Raw genomic sequence first — 16,351 nt, forward strand, 5'->3', positions numbered from 1 at the left:
ACAGGTAGAAGAGAAGCCTGTTCCACCCCGGCAAACCTCCGTGCGCGGACTCCGGGTACCCACGCGCAGCGCGCCGCGGGAGGCTCGTCGTCTAGGGACTGCGTAGTGGGACGCCACACGCCGAGTCCATGTAGGTACGACCAGAGTTGCACGCTTGGTCGCCCGAGAAGTTCGCGCTTGCAGGCGGCGCCCGTGGCTTCGGCCACGGGCGCCGCCTCGTCCATGTGGAGGGCCCGGCCATCTCGCGTGACTGGGGCCGTGACTCACGTGACTGGGGCCGTGACTCGCGTGATTGAAGCCGGAACTCGGTGGCCACCCGTTCGGACCTGACTGCACCTTGCGAACGGGACTTTCCTACCGATCCGGGTACGACTGGACCGTTCGTGCGGTCGGTCGATGGACAGCACCGGATTCGGTGAGTAGCTTCCCGATACCGGCGCCTCTGAGTGGACTTCTGACGTCCGACGGCGCCCGCTACTTTCTGGGAGGCTGGTCGTGACGACCCGAAATCGGAGGTTCCATGCGTTCGCCCTGCCCGTTGCGGGGGTGCTCGCCCTCACCGGTGTGGGTGTCGCGACCGCCGCGAGCGCACCGCGGGTGAGCGCGGACGCGCAGGCCGAGGCCGCGGCGACACAGGCGCTGCGTGGGCTGACGCTGGAGCAGAAGGTCGGGCAGCTGTTCGTCACCTGGGTGAACGGCAAGACCGCCGACGAGGTCAACCCGAAGAACCAGGCCGACTTCGGCGTCGACACCCCCGCGCAGGTCATCGAGAAGTACCACCTCGGCGGGGTCATCTACTTCAACAACGCCACGCGCGACAACTTCGACGACCCCGTGCAGGTCGCGAAGCTGTCCAACGGCCTCCAGAAGGCCGCGATCACGAGCGGGGCGCACATCCCGCTGCAGATCGCCGCCGACCAGGAGGGCGGCACCGTCACGCGGATGGGCGCGCCGGCCACCGAGTTCCCGAACGCGATGGCCATCTCCGCCGGGCGGGACACCAACCGCGCGACGCAGGCCGCGACCATCCTCGGCCAGGAACTGCGCGCCGTCGGGATCAACCAGGACTTCGCGCCCGACGCGGACGTCAACTCCAACCCGGTCAACCCGGTCATCGGGGTCCGGTCCTTCTCCGGGCAACCCGGTCTGGCCAGCGATTTCGTCACCGCCGAGGTCCGGGGCTTCGAGAAGTCCGTCGCGGCGACGGCCAAGCACTTCCCCGGGCACGGCGCCGCGCCGACCGACAGCCACACCGGGCTGCCGCGGATCGACAGCACCGAGGCGCAGTGGCGGGCCACCGACGTGCCGCCGTTCAGGGCCGCGATCGCGGCCGGCGTCGACTCGATCATGAGCGCGCACATCCAGTTCCCCAGCCTCGACCCGTCGCTCGAACCCGCGACGCTGTCGAAGCCGATCATCACCGACCGGCTGCGCGGCGAACTGGGCTACCACGGCGTCGTGATCACCGACTCCCTCGAGATGGAAGGCGTGCGCAAGCTGCACACCGACGCCGAGATCCCGGTGCTCGCGCTCAAGGCGGGCGTCGACCAGCTGCTCATGCCGGTGCACCTCGACCTCGCGATCAACTCGGTCCTCGCCGCCGTCAAGTCCGGCGAAATCCCGATGCAGCGGATCGACCAGAGCGTGCTGCGCGTGCTCAAGCTCAAGTTCAAGCGCGGCATCCTGTTCTCGCCGTTCGTCAACGCGAACAAGGTCATGAAGACGGTCGGGATCCCGGCGAGCCTCGCGACCGCGCAGGACATCGCCGACCGCGGCATCACGGCCATCGCGAACGACGCCGGCCTCCTGCCCCTGAAGCAGAAGCCCGCCACGGCGCTCGTGACCGGCTGGGGGGCCACCACGACGACCACCCTCGCGCAGAAGCTGACCGCGCACGGCACGGCCGCGACGGCCTACCAAACCGGCCAGGCTCCGACGGACACCCAGGTCGCGCAGGCCGTCGCCCAGGCCAAGAACGCCGACCTCGTCGTCGTGCTGACGAACAACATCGCCACCTACCCCCTGCAGACCAAGCTGCTCGACGCACTGCAGGCCACCGGGAAGCCGGTCGTCGCGGTCGCCGCGCAGATCCCGTACGACGCCGGATACCCGAGCACCGTCCGGACCTGGCTGGCCACCTACGGCTACATCACGCCGACCCTCGAAGCGCTGGCCAAGGTGATCCTCGGCGAGACGAAGCCGGTCGGGAAGCTGCCGGTCGACATCCCGGCGGGTGCCGACGTGCAGACCGTCAAGTACCCCTTCGGCCACGGACTGACCTGGTGAACCTCAACCGGCGCCACTTCCTCGGCGCGAGCGTGCTCGCCGTCCCGGCCCTCTCCGGCGGCTCCGCCGTCGCCGGCGCCCAGCCCGAGCAGGCCGAGAGCCACGGCCGCGTCCTCACCGGCGCGGAGCAGCTGGCCGCGCAGGGCTGGCGGCCCCTCAAGGGACGCAAGCTGGGCGTGCTGTCGAACCCGACCGGCGTGCTGCTGAACGGCGACCACATCGTCGACTCGATGGTGGCCGCCGGCGTGCCACCGGTGGCGGCCTTCGGCCCCGAACACGGCTTCCGCGGCAGCGCACAGGCCGGCGGATCCGAGGGCGACTACACCGACCCTCGCACCGGCGTACCGGTCTACGACGCGTACGGCGTCGACGCCACGAAGCTCGCTTCGCTGTTCACCAAGGCGGGCGTCGACACGGTCGTGTTCGACATCGCCGACGTCGGCGCCCGCTTCTACACCTACATCTGGTCGCTCTACACCGCGATGGTGGCCGCCGCGAAGACGAACGCGGCCCTCGTCGTCCTCGACCGCCCCAACCCGCTCGGCGGCCGGGTGGCCGGCCCGGTGCTGGACCCGAAGTTCGCCTCCGGAATCGGCCGCAAGCCCATCGCGCAGCAGCACGGCATGACCGTCGGCGAGCTCGCCGGCTTCTTCGCCGAGGAGTTCCTGCCCGGCGAAGGCGTGCAGCTGAAGAGCCTCGACGTCGTCCAGGTACGCGGTTGGCAGCGCGACACGCTCTTCGCGCGGACCGGGCTGAACTGGGTGCTGCCGAGCCCGAACATGCCGACGCCGGACACCGCGCTCGTCTACCCGGGCACCGGGATGTTCGAAGGCACGGTGTTCTCCGAGGGCCGGGGCACCACCCGGCCGTTCGAGATCATCGGCGCGCCCGGCCTCGACTGGCGCTGGCGCGAGAAGCTCGAGGGCCTCGCCCTGCCCGGCGCCCGGTTCCGCGAGGCCTACTTCGTCCCGACGTTCGGCAAGTTCGTCAACCAGCCGTGCGGCGGCGTGCAGCTCAGCGTGAGCGACCCGCGGGCCTTCGACGCCATCCACACCGCGGTCGCCATGCTCGTCACGGCGAAGGCCCTGCACCCGGACGTGTTCGCCTGGCGTCCCGACAACTACATCGACAAGCTGTCCGGCTCGGACCGGCTCCGGACCATGGTCGACGCCGGCGCGGGCGTCGACGACGTCACCGGCGCCTGGCGGGCCGAGCTGGCCGAGTTCGACCGGAAACGTCGCCGCTACCTGCGCTACCGCTGAGGGGGAGACTCGTGCGTGCTAGGAAGGTCCTCGTCGCGGCCACCGGAATGCTGGTCGCCCTGACCACGTTGACCGTGTCGGACTCGGGAGCCAGCGCCATCACCAGCCACGACCCGGCGACCGGCCGCTTCGACCGGCCGCAGCAGGGGTTCGCCCCGCCGTGGACGACGCTGCGCGACGGGCGGCCGCAGGACGTCAGCCTCGACCCGGCCCCGCTCAAGGCGGCCGAGGACTTCCTGGCGAGCTGGACGAAGCCGGACGCCTCCGGGCACCCCCACTTCTCCGGGGCGGTCGGCCTGCTCGCGCACGACGGCGTGGTCGTCGACCGGTACGCGGTCGGCGGCGCGCTGCGGTACGCCGACGCCAAGGGCACCGAGCTGCCCGCGGACCAGCAGGTCCCCATGCGCAACGACACGATCTTCGACATGGCGTCGATCTCGAAGCTGTTCACCTCGATCGCCGTGCTGCAGCTCGCCGAACGCGGTCAGCTCACCATCGACACCCCGGTCAGCCGCTTCTTCCCGGAGTTCGCCACCGGCGACAAGGCCGCCATCACGGTCAAGATGCTGCTCACGCACGTCTCCGGCTTCGACGCCGACCCGATCCCGTCGCTCTGGGCGGGTTACCCGGACATCCCGTCGCGGCGGCAGGCCGTGCTCGACAGCCCGCTGAAGAACAAACCGGGGACGACGTACCTCTACTCGGACATCAACCTGCTGACGCTCGGCTTCATCGTCGAGAAGCTGACGGGGCAGTCCCTCGACGAGGTCGTCCACGACCGGATCACCGCCCCGCTCGGCATGACCGACACCGGTTACAACCCGCCCGCGGCGAAGCTGGACCGGATCGCCGCGACGGAGTTCCAGGCGAACCCGCCACGCGGGATGCTGCGCGGCAGCGTGCACGACGAGAACGCGTGGTCGCTCGGCGGCGTCGCCGGGCACGCCGGCGTGTTCAGCACCGCGAACGACATGGCCACCCTCGCCCAGACGATCCTCAACGGCGGCAGCTACCGCGGGCACCGGGTGCTGCGCACGGACACCGTCCGGCAGCTGCTGACGAACTACAACCAGCAGTTCCCGGACGACTCGCACGGCCTCGGCTTCGAGCTTGACCAGCCCTGGTACATGGGCGCGCTGGCGTCGCCGGTCACCGCCGGGCACACCGGTTACACCGGAACGACGCTGGTCATCGACCCGGAGTCCCGGTCGTTCGCGATCCTGCTGACCAACCGCGTGCACCCGACCCGGACCTGGGGCTCGATCAACACCGCCCGCCAGGTCTGGGCGACGTCGCTGGCCAGGGCCATGGCGGTGCGTCCGGTGGCCGGGAAGGACGCGTGGGCGAGCACGCTGGGTAACAACGGCGTCGCTACACTGAGTACTCGCCCTTTTACCACGCACAGTGATCAAGCGTGCGTTTCGTTCTCCGTCTTCGTGGACACCGAAGGCAGCGGTGATCCACTTCAGCTCCAGGTGAGCACCGACGGCGTTAACTGGCAACCGATCACCTTATCGGTTTCGGGACCGGGAGCACCCTCCGGAACCGTGACGTCGCTCTCCGGACACGGCCACCGTGCCTGGTGGAAGGCGGCGGGCCCGCTGCCGCGAGGCGCGTCGGTGAGCCTGCGCTGGCGTTACAGCACCGACCCGAACTACACGGGCCGAGGCGTTTCGGTGGACGGTGTGAAAGTCACCGAGAGCGGCCGATCACTCCTCGACGGTGAACGAGACCCGGCCGTTTTCATCGCAGAGGGTTGGCAGTTGAGCTCTCGGTGACCAACCTGTCGCCGAAGGTCCACCACAAGCCGGAATTTACCGTCCGCTTGCCGCTTGCACCGCGACACTAAGTTGCCAAGTCGTTAGCTTGACTTCGTTAACAAGGTCGACCCTGTTGGCGACTTTCTGGTCAACGATTAATCGCAAATCCAGATCCGCAGACACGGATGGGTTGCGATCATCCCGAAGGGTGTGGGTAACCTTGTCGCAAATGCCAACGGTTAGTAACTTTCCGACGATGAGTGATGCCGAATCCGTAGCCGGCCCGGTACTGTCGGAGTCCGTATCGGTCCAGTCGACCGCGCGAGACGCCGACTCCAGTCCGCTGGTGCGGATCCGGTCCCTGCTCCCCGGCCTGGCCCGCGCCGAGCAGCGCGTGGCCAAGGTGGTGCTGGAAGACCCCGCGCACGTGGCGCGGCGCAGCATCACCGAGGTGGCCCTGGCCGCCAACACGAGCGAGACCACGGTGACGCGGTTCTGCAAGGCCGTCGGCGTCGGCGGGTACCCGCAGCTGCGCATCGCGCTGGCCGCGGACACCGCCCGCACCGAGGCGCGCTCCACGCGCAACCTCGGCGGCGAGATCGGCCCGGAGGACGACCTGGCCGCCGTGATCGGCAAGGTCAGCTTCGCCGACGCGCGGGCCGTCGAGGAGACGGCCGACCAGCTCGACATCGCCACGCTGGAGCGGGTGATCGCGGCCGTCGCCGGTGCCGGCCGCGTGGACGTCTACGGCGTGGGCGCCAGTGCGTTCGTCGCCGCCGACCTGCAGCAGAAGCTGCACCGCATCGGCCGTGTGTGCTTCGCGTGGTCGGACACGCACATCATGCTCACCTCGGCCGCGGTGCTGAGCCCCGGTGACGTCGCGATCGGCGTCTCGCACACCGGCGCGACCACCGACACCGTCGAGGCGCTGCGCGTGGCGCGCGAGCACGGCGCGGTCACCATCGCCGTGACGAACTTCCCGCGTTCCCCGATCACCGAGGTCGCCGATCACGTTTTGACGACCGCGGCGCGGGAAACCACGTTCCGGTCGGGCGCCACGGCGAGCCGCATCGCTCAGCTCACCGTCATCGACTGCCTGTTCATCGGCGTGGCGCAGCGGCACATGGACGCGTCGGTCAACGCGCTGGACGCGACGAGGGACGCAGTCGGATCGCACCGCTTGGGGGTCAGGCCGGACGGACGTCGCCGTCCGCGGGAAACCGGCAAGTGATGACCGGAGAAAAGGTGAGGCGCATGATGACCGTCCCCGTGCAGGCGGTGCACGTCGATTCGCCGACCGAAACCCGCAATCCCCGCACCAAGGACATCGACCTGATGTCCACCACGGGGATTCTGGGTGCGATCAACGCCGAGGACCGGACGGTCCCCGGTGCCGTGGCCGCGGTGCTGCCCCAGGTGGCGCGCGCGGTGGATTTCGCGGTGGACGCCATCCGGGCCGGTGGCCGGGTGCACTACGTCGGCGCGGGCACGTCCGGGCGGCTGGCCACCTTGGACGCGGCCGAGCTGGTGCCGACGTTCAACGTGCCGGGCGACTGGTTCATCGCGCACCACGCCGGCGGCGAGCGCGCGTTGCGGCAAGCCGTCGAAAACGCGGAGGACGACTCGGCGGCGGGGGCCGCCGAGATGGCCGCGATGGTGCAGCCCGGCGACTTCGTGCTGGGGCTGACGGCGTCGGGCAGGACGCCGTACGTGCTGGGTGCGCTGGCCGCGGCGGCGCGCCAGGGTGCCCGGACCGGCCTGGTCTCGGGCAACGCCAAGGCCGCGAAGCCGGTCGGGGTGGACGTGCTCATCGCGGTCGACACCGGACCGGAAGCGATTGCCGGCTCGACCCGGATGAAGGCGGGCACGGCGCAGAAGATGATCCTCACGTCGTTCTCCACCGCGACGATGATCAAGCTCGGCCGGACCTACTCCAACCTGATGGTCAGCATGCGGGCCACCAACGCGAAGCTGCGCGGCCGGACCATCCGGATCCTGCAGGAAGCCACCGGCATGACGATGGCGGACTGCTCGGACGCGCTCACCGAAGCCGGGGGCGACCTCAAGGTCGCGCTGGTGCACCTCCTCTCCGGGGAGGACGTCAAGAGCGCAGCGAAGGCTTTGCACACGTCCGGCGGGCACGTGCGCAAGGCTCTGGACCTCGTGCGGGTGCGCGCGAGCTAACGGCTTTTGGGGGGCTCCGGGTGGCGGAGCCCCGGCCCGGGGCGAAGCCCCGGCTGTAATTGTTCTTTATCTGTTCATCTGTCTAACCTCTCAGATGAGAGGAAGGCAGGTGCGTGATGGCGGGCTCTACGGCGGACTCGCGGCGCGGGCTTTCGCGTCGCGAGTGGGTGTCGATCAGCGGGATGGCGGGGTTCATCCTGCTGCTGAACGTCGTGGGCTGGGGCGTGCTCACGGCGTTCGTCGCGCCGCACCACTACGCGCTGGGTGCGTCCGGTGTCTTCGGGATCGGGCTCGGTGTCACGGCCTTCACGCTCGGTATGCGGCACGCGTTCGACGCCGACCACATCGCCGCCATCGACAACACCACCCGCAAGCTGATGAACGACGGCCGCCGGCCGCTTTCGGTCGGGTTCTGGTTCTCCCTCGGGCACTCGACGATCGTGTTCGTGCTCTGCTTGCTGCTCTCGCTCGGCGTCCGCGCGCTGGCCGGGCAGGTCGAGGACGGCTCCTCGACGCTGCACCAGGCCACCGGCGTGATCGGGACGTCGGTGTCCGGGGTGTTCCTGTACGTGATCGCGATCCTGAACCTCGTCGTGCTCGTCGGGATCCTGCGGGTCTTCAAAAAGATGCGCCGCGGCGACTTCGACGAAGCCGCGCTCGAACGCCAGCTGGACAACCGCGGCGTGCTGAACCGGCTGTTGCGCGGCGCGACGAAGGCCGTGCGCAAGCCGTGGCACATCTACCCCGTCGGGCTGCTGTTCGGGCTGGGCTTCGACACCGCGACCGAGATCGGGCTGCTCGTGCTCGCCGCGGGCACCGCGACCTTCGCCCTGCCGTGGTACGCGATCCTCGTGCTGCCGATCCTGTTCGCCGCCGGGATGACCCTGTTCGACACCGCGGACGGCTGTTTCATGAACTTCGCCTACGGCTGGGCGTTCGCGAAGCCGGTGCGCAAGATCTTCTACAACATCACGGTGACCGCGCTGTCGGTCGCGGTGGCGCTGCTCATCGGGACCATCGAGCTGGTGTCGATCCTCGCCGAGAAGCTGGCCATCACCAGCGGGCCGCTGGCCGCGATCGCTTCGGTGAACCTGGACTACGTCGGCTTCGTGATCGTCGGGCTGTTCGTGCTGACCTGGGTCATCGCACTGGCGGTGTGGCGGTTCGGGCGGATCGAAGAGAAGTGGTCGGCGAAGCTTTCCTGACGCGACGCCCAGCGCGACCTCGACATCACCGCGCCGACGCTCTCGCCCCACTCTGGCGCGTCCTGCGCGAAGACGTGCAAGCGCGGTTCCCCGGACTGCTGGACGCCGTGCTCGCTCAGGAAGCAGCGTCCGAAATGCTCTTCGCCTCGCGCGCACCGGCTTCGAACGCTTCGCAGCAGAAGAGCAGCCACGCGCGTACGCCCTCCGGCGTCCCGTTCGCGAACCCTTCGGCCGCTTCGAGGTAGCGAGGCACCCGGCGGAAGAACGCCACTTCGGGCACGCTCAGCGACTTCGGGTCCAAGCCCGTCGCGACCATCGTCAGCCGCGCCGCCGCGCGCGCGACGACGCCGTCCGCGCTGCCGAACGGCTTGAGCGCCAGCAGTTCCCCGTGGACGACCGCCGTCAGCACCGGACCCGGCACCGACGTCGCGCCGGTCACCAGCTGGGCGAGCAGCTCCAGGCGGCCACCGCCGGAATGCGGACGCCCCAAGGCATCCGGGTCGTCGACGAGATCCGCCGCGGCCAGGACGTGCAGCCGGGCCAAGGCCTGCATCGGCGCGCGGCGCCACGTCGGCAGCAGCGACTCCAGCGTCTCCGCGACGCGCAACGACCCGGCGAGGATCGGGTCGTCGACCGCGCCGTCGGCGGGCAGTTCCGGGTTGGCGCCTTCGATCCCGGCGGACGCGCGGGCCGCCCGCACGGACGCCTCGGCCGCCGTCGCCGCCCCGCCGCGGAGGTTGGCGGGGAGGCGGTGGACCGCGAACACCGCGTCCTGCGCGGACTTCGCCGCCGCCGCGACGCCTTCGAGGTCGAGCAGCGGCTTCAGGGGATCACTCATGCGTCGAGCACCTGTCCTTCGCGGGTGACCACGGGCGGCAGCACCGACCACGGGAAGTTGATCCACTTGTCGGTGTGCCGCCAGACGTACTCGCACTTCACCGTCGAGTGCGGCTTCTCGTAGACGACCGCCGAGCGCACCTCGGCGACGTGGTCGAGGCAGAAGTCGCGGACCAGCTTGAGGGTGGCGCCGGTGTCGGCGACGTCGTCGGCGATCAGCACCTTCTTGCTCGCCAGGTCGACGACGTTGGGCACCGGCGGCAGCATCACCGGCAGGTCGAGGCGCTGGTCGACGCCGGTGTAGAACTCGACGTTCATCACGTGCAGGTTCTTCACGTCGAGCGCGTAGCCGAGCGCGCCGGCGACGAAGAGGCCGCCGCGGGCGATGGACAGGACGAGGTCCGGCGCGAAGCCGTCTTCGGCGATGGTGTGAGCCAGTTCACGGCTCGCCGTGCCGAACAGCTCCCAGCTCAGCTCTTCCCGCTCTTCGCCCATCGATCTCGCCCTTCGTCGTGGTCCGCCGAGCATAGGCAACGCCGAAGTGGTCTCTGGAAATGCTTGGAAATTGGCCACCTGAGAGAGCCACTGCTCCGCTTATCGTGATCACGTGAGCGACTGGAACACGCAACCCACCCTGGCCGGCCGGCACGTCCGCCTGGAACCGCTGACGGCCGAGCACGCCAAGGGCCTGTTCGAGGCCGGCACCGACCCGGGCATCTGGGCGTGGCTGAGCAGCACGCAGCCGGCGGACCTGCCCGCCGCCGAGCGGCTGGTCGAGCAGGCGCTCGCCGACCCCGACCGGCGGCCCTTCGCGCAGATCGACGTCGACTCCGGCCGCGTCGCCGGGACGACGTCGTACTACCAGGTCGTCGAGAAGCACCGGATCCTGTCGATCGGGCACACCTGGATCGGCGCGGACTGGCAGCGCACCGGGCTGAACACCGAGTCGAAGCTGCTGCTGCTCCGGTACGCGTTCGAAACCCTTGGCGCGCAACGGGTGGCGTGGGAAACCGACATCCGCAACCTCCGCTCGCAACGCGCCATCGAACGGCTTGGCGCGCTTCGCGAGGGCGTCCTGCGCGCGCACCGGATCCGGCAGGACGGCTCGTCGCGCGACACCGTCACCTATTCGATGCTGGCGCCGGAGTGGCCCGCCGCGAAGGCCCGGCTGAACGAACGCTTAGTCACCGGGGCTCGCCTGGCGAGGTGAACCGGCAGGGCAACGTGGGTGCAACCTTTTACAAGGCGGACTAACGTCGCTAGCGTGCCGCTAGCCGTCGTTTCGGCGCACTACAGGAGGCCTTGCAACCATGACCGAGCAGTCCCCCGCCCTGGACAACCTGCTCACCGAGAGCCGCACCTTCCCGCCCAGCGACGAATTCGCCGGCCAAGCCAACGCGAAGGCCGACCTCTACGCCGAGGCGGACGCCGACCGCGAAGCGTTCTGGGCCAAGCAGGCCGAGCGGCTCACGTGGGACACCAAGTGGACCACGGTACTGGACTGGACCAATGCGCCGTTCGCGAAGTGGTTCGTCGGCGGCAAGCTGAACGTCGCCTACAACTGCGTCGACCGGCACGTCGAGTCCGGCCACGGCGACCAGGTCGCGATCCACTGGGTCGGCGAGCCGGGTGACACCCGGGACATCACCTACGCCGAGCTGAAGACCGAGGTTTCCAAGGCCGCCAACGCCCTCGCGTCACTGGGCGTCACCGCCGGCGACGTCGTGGCGATCCAGCTGCAGATGGTCCCCGAGGCCATCTTCGCGATGCTCGCGTGCGCGCGGATCGGCGCCCTGCACAGCGTCGTCTTCGGCGGCTTCTCGCCGACGGCGCTGCGAGCCCGCGTCGACGACGCCGCCGCGAAGCTCGTCATCACCTCCGACGGCCAGTTCCGCCGCGGCAAGGCCGCGCCGATGAAGGCCAACGTCGACGAAGCACTCGAAGGCGCCGAGACCGTCGAGAAGGTCATCGTCGTCAAGCGCACGGGCGACCAGCTCGAGGGCGAGGTGCCGTGGACCGAGGGCCGCGACCTCTGGTGGCACGAGCTCGTCGGCGGACAGTCCGAAGAGCACACTCCCGAGGCCTTCGACAGCGAGCACCCGCTGTTCATCCTCTACACGTCCGGGACGACCGGGAAGCCGAAGGGCATCCTGCACACCTCCGGCGGCTACCTGACGCAGACGGCGTACACGCACCACAACGTCTTCGACCACAAGTCCGGCGAGGACGTCTACTGGTGCACCGCCGACATCGGCTGGATCACCGGCCACAGCTACATCGTCTACGGCCCGCTCGCGAACCGCGTCACGCAGGTCGTGTACGAAGGCACGCCGAACACCCCGCACGAGGGGCGGCACTGGGAGATCATCCAGAAGTACAAGGTCTCCATCTACTACACGGCGCCGACGCTGATCCGCACCTTCATGAAGTGGGGCGCGGAAATCCCCGAGAAGTACGACCTGTCGACGCTGCGGGTGCTGGGTTCGGTCGGCGAGCCGATCAACCCCGAGGCGTGGATCTGGTACCGCGAGAACATCGGCGCCGGCCGCACCCCGATCGTCGACACGTGGTGGCAGACCGAGACCGGCGCGATCATGATCTCGCCGCTGCCGGGCGTCACCGCGGCCAAGCCGGGCTCGGCGCAGAAGGCGCTGCCGGGCGTGTCCGCGAAGGTCGTCGACGACCAGGGCACCGAGGTCGGCGCGGGCGGCGGCGGGTACCTGGTGCTCGACAAGCCGTGGCCGTCGATGCTGCGCGGCATCTGGGGCGACGAGGAGCGCTACCGGGACACGTACTGGTCGCGCTTCAAGGACCAGGGCTTCTACTTCGCCGGCGACGGCGCGAAGTACGACAGCGACGGTGACGTCTGGCTGCTGGGCCGCGTCGACGACGTGATGAACGTGTCCGGGCACCGCATCTCGACGACCGAGGTCGAGTCGGCGCTGGTCTCGCACCCGACGGTGGCCGAGGCCGCGGTCGTCGGCGCGAGCGACCCGACGACCGGCCAGGGCATCGTCGCGTTCGTCATCCTCCGCGGCAACGCGGTCGACGGCGGCGAGGAGGCCATCCAGGCGCTGCGCAACCACGTCGCCAAGGAGATCGGGCCGATCGCGAAGCCGCGGCAGATCATGGTCGTGCCGGAGCTGCCGAAGACGCGCTCGGGCAAGATCATGCGCCGCCTGCTGCGCGACGTCGCGGAGAACCGGCAGGTCGGCGACGTCACCACGCTGGCCGACTCGTCGGTGATGGAGCTGATCTCGTCGGGCCTGAAGTCGGGCAAGTCGGAGGAGTGAGCTAGCGTTCACGTCGTCAGAGCCCTTCCGGCTTCGCGCCGGGAGGGCTCTGTCATGACACCCCGTGTGGCACGACTCGAACGCTTGTTCTACGCTGTGCCGCGAACCACACCCACTTCCCGGGCAAGGAGACGACACGACGATGACCGTGGATGTCCTGACGCACGACGAGGAAACGGCCGAGGCCCCCGCCCCGGTCTCGACCCCGGAGGTTTCCACCGACGAGGCGGCCGTCACCGAGTCCGCGTCCCCGGCCGCTCCCTCGGAGGGTTCGGCCGAGCCGGCCGCCGAGGAAGAGGCCCCCAAGCCGAAGCGCGGCCGCCCGAAGGGCGCGGCGACGGCATCGACGGCGAAGAAGACCCGCACGGTCGAGCTGATCCTGACGGTCACCGGCACCGCCGACGGCGAGTGGCAGGCCGAGCTGAAGAACGGCTCCAAGTGGGTCGCGAAGGGCCTGGAGATCCCCGCCGCCGCGGTGTCGCGCGCGGCGAAGGAGCTGCACTCCGACCTGTCCGGCCCGATCGACGAGGTGATCAACCAGGCCCGCGAGGCGCAGGCCGCGAAGGTCGCCGCGCTGGAGGCCGAGCTCGAGAAGGCCAAGCAGGCCCTCGCCGAGCTGGACGCCTGAGCTTCACCCCAGGAAACGCCCGGGTCCGCATCGGCGGGGCCGGGCGTTTCCGCTTTCCCGAGCGCCCCAAGGCCACATTGGGTGCGCTCAACGCACCGAAGGCCACATTGGGTGCGTCCAACGCACCGAAGGCCACATTGGGTGCGTCCAACGCACCGAAGGCCACATTGGGTGCGCTCAACGCACCGAAGGCCACCTTGGGGCGCTCAGGCGATTGGCGGGCGGCCCGGCAGGGGTGACTTGAACTCCACCCACATGGCGTCCGTCAGCGCCTCGACGTGGTGGGCGACCCCGCGGGGGTGCAGGACCGAATCCCCCGGCTCGAACTCCGCCTCCACGCCGTCGACCGCGCCGCGCAGCCTCCCTGACAGGACGTAGACGATCGAGTCGTGGTCGTGCGCGTGGGTCGGCGACGCCACCCCGGCCGGGTAGTGGATCAAGTACGCCAGACCGCTCTCCGCGGTCTCCAGCAGCCGGAACCGGCCCTCGCCGCCCTGCAGCGGCAGGCCCTCCACCGTGACCAGCGGCTGCCACACTTGCTCGTCCATGCCGCCCATGATGGCCCAGGACGGCTGAGAGTCCACACAGGACCGGCTTAGGTAGGCACGCGTTATTTAGGCGAACCTGACCGGAATGGGATGTCTCGCCACCATTCCGCGTTCGTGTTTCACTGTTCTCGTGACCGGAACTGCCGTGGAGCACGCTCACGAACCGCACCAAGGTGTCGGCGGGAAGCTGAACTGGCTGCGGGCCGGGGTGCTCGGGGCCAACGACGGCATCGTGTCCGTCGCCGGCATCGTCGTCGGCGTGGCCGGGGCGACCACGGAAAGCACCACGATCCTGACCGCCGGAATTGCCGGGCTCGTCGCCGGCGCCTTTTCCATGGCCGGCGGGGAATACGTCTCGGTCAGCACCCAGCGCGACACCGAACAGGCCCTGCTCCGGCTCGAAAAGCAGGAACTCAACACGATGCCGGAGGCCGAGGAGCGCGAGCTCGCCGAAATCTACGAAGACAAGGGACTCTCGCCGGACCTCGCGAACCGGGTCGCCCGCGAACTGACCGAAAAGGACGCCCTGCAGGCGCACGCGGAGGCCGAGCTCGGCATCGACCCGGACAACCTCACCAGCCCGTGGCAGGCCGCCTGGGCGTCACTGCTCGCCTTCTCCACCGGCGCGCTGCTGCCGATCCTGTCCATCGCCTGGGCCGGCGTCTCCCTGCGGGTGTGGGCCTGCGCGGCCGCGGTCGTCGTCGGCCTCACGCTGACCGGGTGGGTCAGCGCGAGGCTCGGCGACGCGAACGTGGGGCGCGCGATCGTCCGCAACGTCGGCGTCGGCGCCCTCACGATGGTCGTGACCTACTTCGTCGGGGTGATCTTCGGCGTCACCGTCGGCTAGTGCACGCCCTTCATCAGCTTGCGGATGAAGGGGATGCCGAGGAACAGCAGCACGCCGACGCCGATGGCGACCAGGCCGATCGTGCTGAAGTACGGCGCCTCGTCGTCGACGGAGTAGTACTCGGCGAGCTTGCCGGACATCGCGGTGCCGAGCGAGATCGACAGGAAGTTCAGCGCCACCATCTGCGTCCGGAACGCCTCCGGCGCGAGCTTCGTCGACAGCGACAGCCCGACCGGCGAGAGGCACAGCTCGGCGATGGTGAACACGAACAGGATGCCGACCATCGCGAGCATCGGGCTCGCGTTCTTGCCGCTGCCCACCATCGGCAGGAACAGCAGGAACGCCGCGCCCATCAGCACCGTGCCGAGGACGAACTTCATCGGCGTCGACGGCTGCCGCTCGCCGAGCTTGGTCCACAGCGCCGCGAGCACCGGAGCGAAGACGATGATGAACACCGGGTTGATCGAGTTGACCCAGGACACCGGCATCTCCCAGCCGAACAGGGTCCGGTTCAGCCGCTGGTCGGTGTAGGCCGCGACGACCGTGAACTGCTGCTGGTACAGCGAGAAGAACACCGCGCTGGCGAGGAACATCGGGATGAAGGAGAACACCCGGCTGCGCTCGACGGCGGTGATCTTGGCGCTGGTCAGGATGACGAGGAAGTAGATCACCGAGATCACGCCGACCACCCACACGACGACGTCGGCGAGGTTGCCAGGGTGGACCACCCCGGTGAGGACCAGCACCACGATCGCGGCCACCAGCACGACGGCGGCGCCGATCGCCAGTGCGCGCCGGGACGACGGCAGCGGGTTCGGCACCTCCTTCGCCTTGTCGCCGAGGTTCTTGCGGCCGAACGTGTACTGGGTCAGCCCGAGGGCCATGCCGATCGCCGCGAGGCCGAAGCCGAGGTGGAAGCCGACCTCGGTCTGCGCCAGGCCGGTCAGCAGCGGGCCGACGAAGCCGCCGAGGTTGACGCCCATGTAGAAGATCGTGAAGCCCGCGTCGCGGCGTTCGTCGCCTTCGGCGTAGAGCGTGCCGACGATCGCCGTCGCGTTGGACTTCAGCCCGCCGCTGCCGACCGCGACGCACACGAGGCCGACGCCGATGCCGGCCAGGCCCGGCAGCAGGGCCAGGCTGAGGTGGCCGATCATGATCAGCACGGCGCTGTAGAACAGGGTCCGCTCGGAGCCGAGGAGGCGGTCGGCCACCCACGCGCCGATGACGGCCGAGAGGTACACCAGGCCGCCGTACGCGCCGACGATGCCGAGCGCGGACTCCTGCGCGAGGCCCAGACCGCCCTGCTCGACCCGGTAGTAGAGGTAGATCGGCAGGATGCCGAGCATCCCGTAGTAGGAGAACCGCTCCCACATCTCGACGCCGAAGAGGTTCGCCAGTCCTCGGGGGTGCCCGAAAAACCTCGTGTCCTGCTGGACCTCGGTGGAGTTGCTCACAACTGTCGTCATCCTTCGTCCAGGAACTTCGTTGTCGATTGGCATGC

Annotated in this window: 14 protein-coding genes; 10 read left to right on the forward strand and 4 right to left on the reverse strand. The window is 69.4% G+C overall.

The annotated features are described in order from the left end of the window. Positions 1-546: 546 nt before the first annotated feature. From ACLJQE_RS02195 to ACLJQE_RS02220, 6 genes are all read left to right on the forward strand, one after another. The gene (locus tag ACLJQE_RS02195) at positions 547-2,286 is read left to right on the forward strand and encodes a glycoside hydrolase family 3 protein (RefSeq protein ID WP_410638287.1); all 1,740 of its coding nucleotides are present in this window, start codon (positions 547-549) and stop codon (positions 2,284-2,286) included. Beyond that, positions 2,283-3,548 (forward strand): exo-beta-N-acetylmuramidase NamZ domain-containing protein, encoded by a 1,266-nt coding sequence (locus tag ACLJQE_RS02200; protein ID WP_410637219.1) that lies wholly within the window; start codon positions 2,283-2,285, stop codon positions 3,546-3,548. The genes ACLJQE_RS02195 and ACLJQE_RS02200 overlap by 4 nt, the downstream gene beginning before the upstream one ends. Positions 3,549-3,595: 47 nt before the next feature. Continuing rightward, on the forward strand, positions 3,596-5,326 hold the full coding sequence (locus ACLJQE_RS02205) for a serine hydrolase (protein WP_410638288.1): 1,731 nt from the start codon (positions 3,596-3,598) through the stop codon (positions 5,324-5,326). Between the two features lie 238 nt (positions 5,327-5,564). Continuing rightward, positions 5,565-6,539 carry a MurR/RpiR family transcriptional regulator gene (locus ACLJQE_RS02210; RefSeq protein ID WP_410637220.1) on the forward strand — a complete coding sequence of 325 codons (975 nt, stop codon included), beginning with the start codon at positions 5,565-5,567 and terminating at the stop codon, positions 6,537-6,539. A 23-nt stretch (positions 6,540-6,562) separates the two neighbouring features. Then, positions 6,563-7,492, forward strand: coding sequence for an N-acetylmuramic acid 6-phosphate etherase (locus tag ACLJQE_RS02215; RefSeq protein ID WP_410637221.1), 930 nt, complete (start codon positions 6,563-6,565; stop codon positions 7,490-7,492). A gap of 116 nt (positions 7,493-7,608) precedes the next feature. Further along, positions 7,609-8,697, forward strand: coding sequence for a HoxN/HupN/NixA family nickel/cobalt transporter (locus ACLJQE_RS02220; protein ID WP_410637222.1), 1,089 nt, complete (start codon positions 7,609-7,611; stop codon positions 8,695-8,697). Positions 8,698-8,812: 115 nt separating this feature from the next. Here the strand turns inward: ACLJQE_RS02220 and ACLJQE_RS02225 are convergent, their stop codons facing one another. Then, complete coding sequence (locus ACLJQE_RS02225) at positions 8,813-9,535, reverse strand: oxidoreductase (RefSeq protein ID WP_410637223.1); 723 nt, start codon at positions 9,533-9,535, stop codon at positions 8,813-8,815. Next, complete coding sequence (locus tag ACLJQE_RS02230) at positions 9,532-10,029, reverse strand: phosphoribosyltransferase (RefSeq protein WP_410637224.1); 498 nt, start codon at positions 10,027-10,029, stop codon at positions 9,532-9,534. Before ACLJQE_RS02230 ends, ACLJQE_RS02225 begins: the two co-directional genes overlap by 4 nt. A gap of 112 nt (positions 10,030-10,141) precedes the next feature. Here ACLJQE_RS02230 and ACLJQE_RS02235 point away from each other — a divergent pair, with 112 nt between their 5' ends. The 3 genes from ACLJQE_RS02235 to ACLJQE_RS02245 all read left to right on the forward strand — a co-directional run bounded on the left by ACLJQE_RS02235 (position 10,142) and on the right by ACLJQE_RS02245 (position 13,455). Further along, positions 10,142-10,744, forward strand: coding sequence for a GNAT family N-acetyltransferase (locus ACLJQE_RS02235; protein ID WP_410637225.1), 603 nt, complete (start codon positions 10,142-10,144; stop codon positions 10,742-10,744). A gap of 100 nt (positions 10,745-10,844) precedes the next feature. Continuing rightward, positions 10,845-12,827: an acetate--CoA ligase gene (gene acs / locus ACLJQE_RS02240; RefSeq protein ID WP_410637226.1), complete on the forward strand. Its 1,983-nt coding sequence runs from the start codon at positions 10,845-10,847 to the stop codon at positions 12,825-12,827. 142 nt (positions 12,828-12,969) lie between these two features. Further along, the gene (locus ACLJQE_RS02245; protein ID WP_410637227.1) at positions 12,970-13,455 is read left to right on the forward strand and encodes a DUF6319 family protein; all 486 of its coding nucleotides are present in this window, start codon (positions 12,970-12,972) and stop codon (positions 13,453-13,455) included. A 206-nt stretch (positions 13,456-13,661) separates the two neighbouring features. Here ACLJQE_RS02245 and ACLJQE_RS02250 read toward each other — a convergent pair whose 3' ends face one another. Next, entirely contained in the window at positions 13,662-14,003 is a 342-nt protein-coding gene (locus ACLJQE_RS02250) for a cupin domain-containing protein (RefSeq protein WP_410637228.1), read from the reverse strand. A gap of 85 nt (positions 14,004-14,088) precedes the next feature. On the opposite strand from ACLJQE_RS02250, the gene ACLJQE_RS02255 reads away from it, so the two are divergent. Beyond that, the gene (locus ACLJQE_RS02255) at positions 14,089-14,850 is read left to right on the forward strand and encodes a VIT family protein (RefSeq protein WP_410637229.1); all 762 of its coding nucleotides are present in this window, start codon (positions 14,089-14,091) and stop codon (positions 14,848-14,850) included. On the opposite strand, the gene ACLJQE_RS02260 is transcribed toward ACLJQE_RS02255, so the two are convergent. Continuing rightward, positions 14,847-16,304 (reverse strand): peptide MFS transporter, encoded by a 1,458-nt coding sequence (locus tag ACLJQE_RS02260; RefSeq protein ID WP_410637230.1) that lies wholly within the window; start codon positions 16,302-16,304, stop codon positions 14,847-14,849. The two genes, ACLJQE_RS02255 and ACLJQE_RS02260, sit on opposite strands and share 4 nt — an antisense overlap. Positions 16,305-16,351: the final 47 nt, after the last annotated feature.

It is taken from the genome of Amycolatopsis sp. lyj-346, from assembly GCF_046548975.1.
Classification (GTDB): domain Bacteria; phylum Actinomycetota; class Actinomycetes; order Mycobacteriales; family Pseudonocardiaceae; genus Amycolatopsis.

Excerpts from the sequence above, each read along its gene's own strand:
- ACLJQE_RS02205 (WP_410638288.1), top strand. The coding sequence starts at position 3,596 with ATGCTGGTCGCCCTGACCACGTTGACCGTGTCGGACTCGGGAGCCAGC.
- ACLJQE_RS02210 (WP_410637220.1), top strand. The coding sequence starts at position 5,565 with ATGAGTGATGCCGAATCCGTAGCCGGCCCGGTACTGTCGGAGTCCGTA.
- ACLJQE_RS02215 (WP_410637221.1), top strand. The coding sequence starts at position 6,563 with ATGATGACCGTCCCCGTGCAGGCGGTGCACGTCGATTCGCCGACCGAA.
- ACLJQE_RS02220 (WP_410637222.1), top strand. The coding sequence starts at position 7,609 with ATGGCGGGCTCTACGGCGGACTCGCGGCGCGGGCTTTCGCGTCGCGAG.
- ACLJQE_RS02225 (WP_410637223.1), bottom strand. The coding sequence starts at position 9,535 with ATGAGTGATCCCCTGAAGCCGCTGCTCGACCTCGAAGGCGTCGCGGCG.
- ACLJQE_RS02230 (WP_410637224.1), bottom strand. The coding sequence starts at position 10,029 with ATGGGCGAAGAGCGGGAAGAGCTGAGCTGGGAGCTGTTCGGCACGGCG.
- acs (WP_410637226.1), top strand. The coding sequence starts at position 10,845 with ATGACCGAGCAGTCCCCCGCCCTGGACAACCTGCTCACCGAGAGCCGC.
- ACLJQE_RS02245 (WP_410637227.1), top strand. The coding sequence starts at position 12,970 with ATGACCGTGGATGTCCTGACGCACGACGAGGAAACGGCCGAGGCCCCC.
- ACLJQE_RS02250 (WP_410637228.1), bottom strand. The coding sequence starts at position 14,003 with ATGGACGAGCAAGTGTGGCAGCCGCTGGTCACGGTGGAGGGCCTGCCG.
- ACLJQE_RS02255 (WP_410637229.1), top strand. The coding sequence starts at position 14,089 with ATGGGATGTCTCGCCACCATTCCGCGTTCGTGTTTCACTGTTCTCGTG.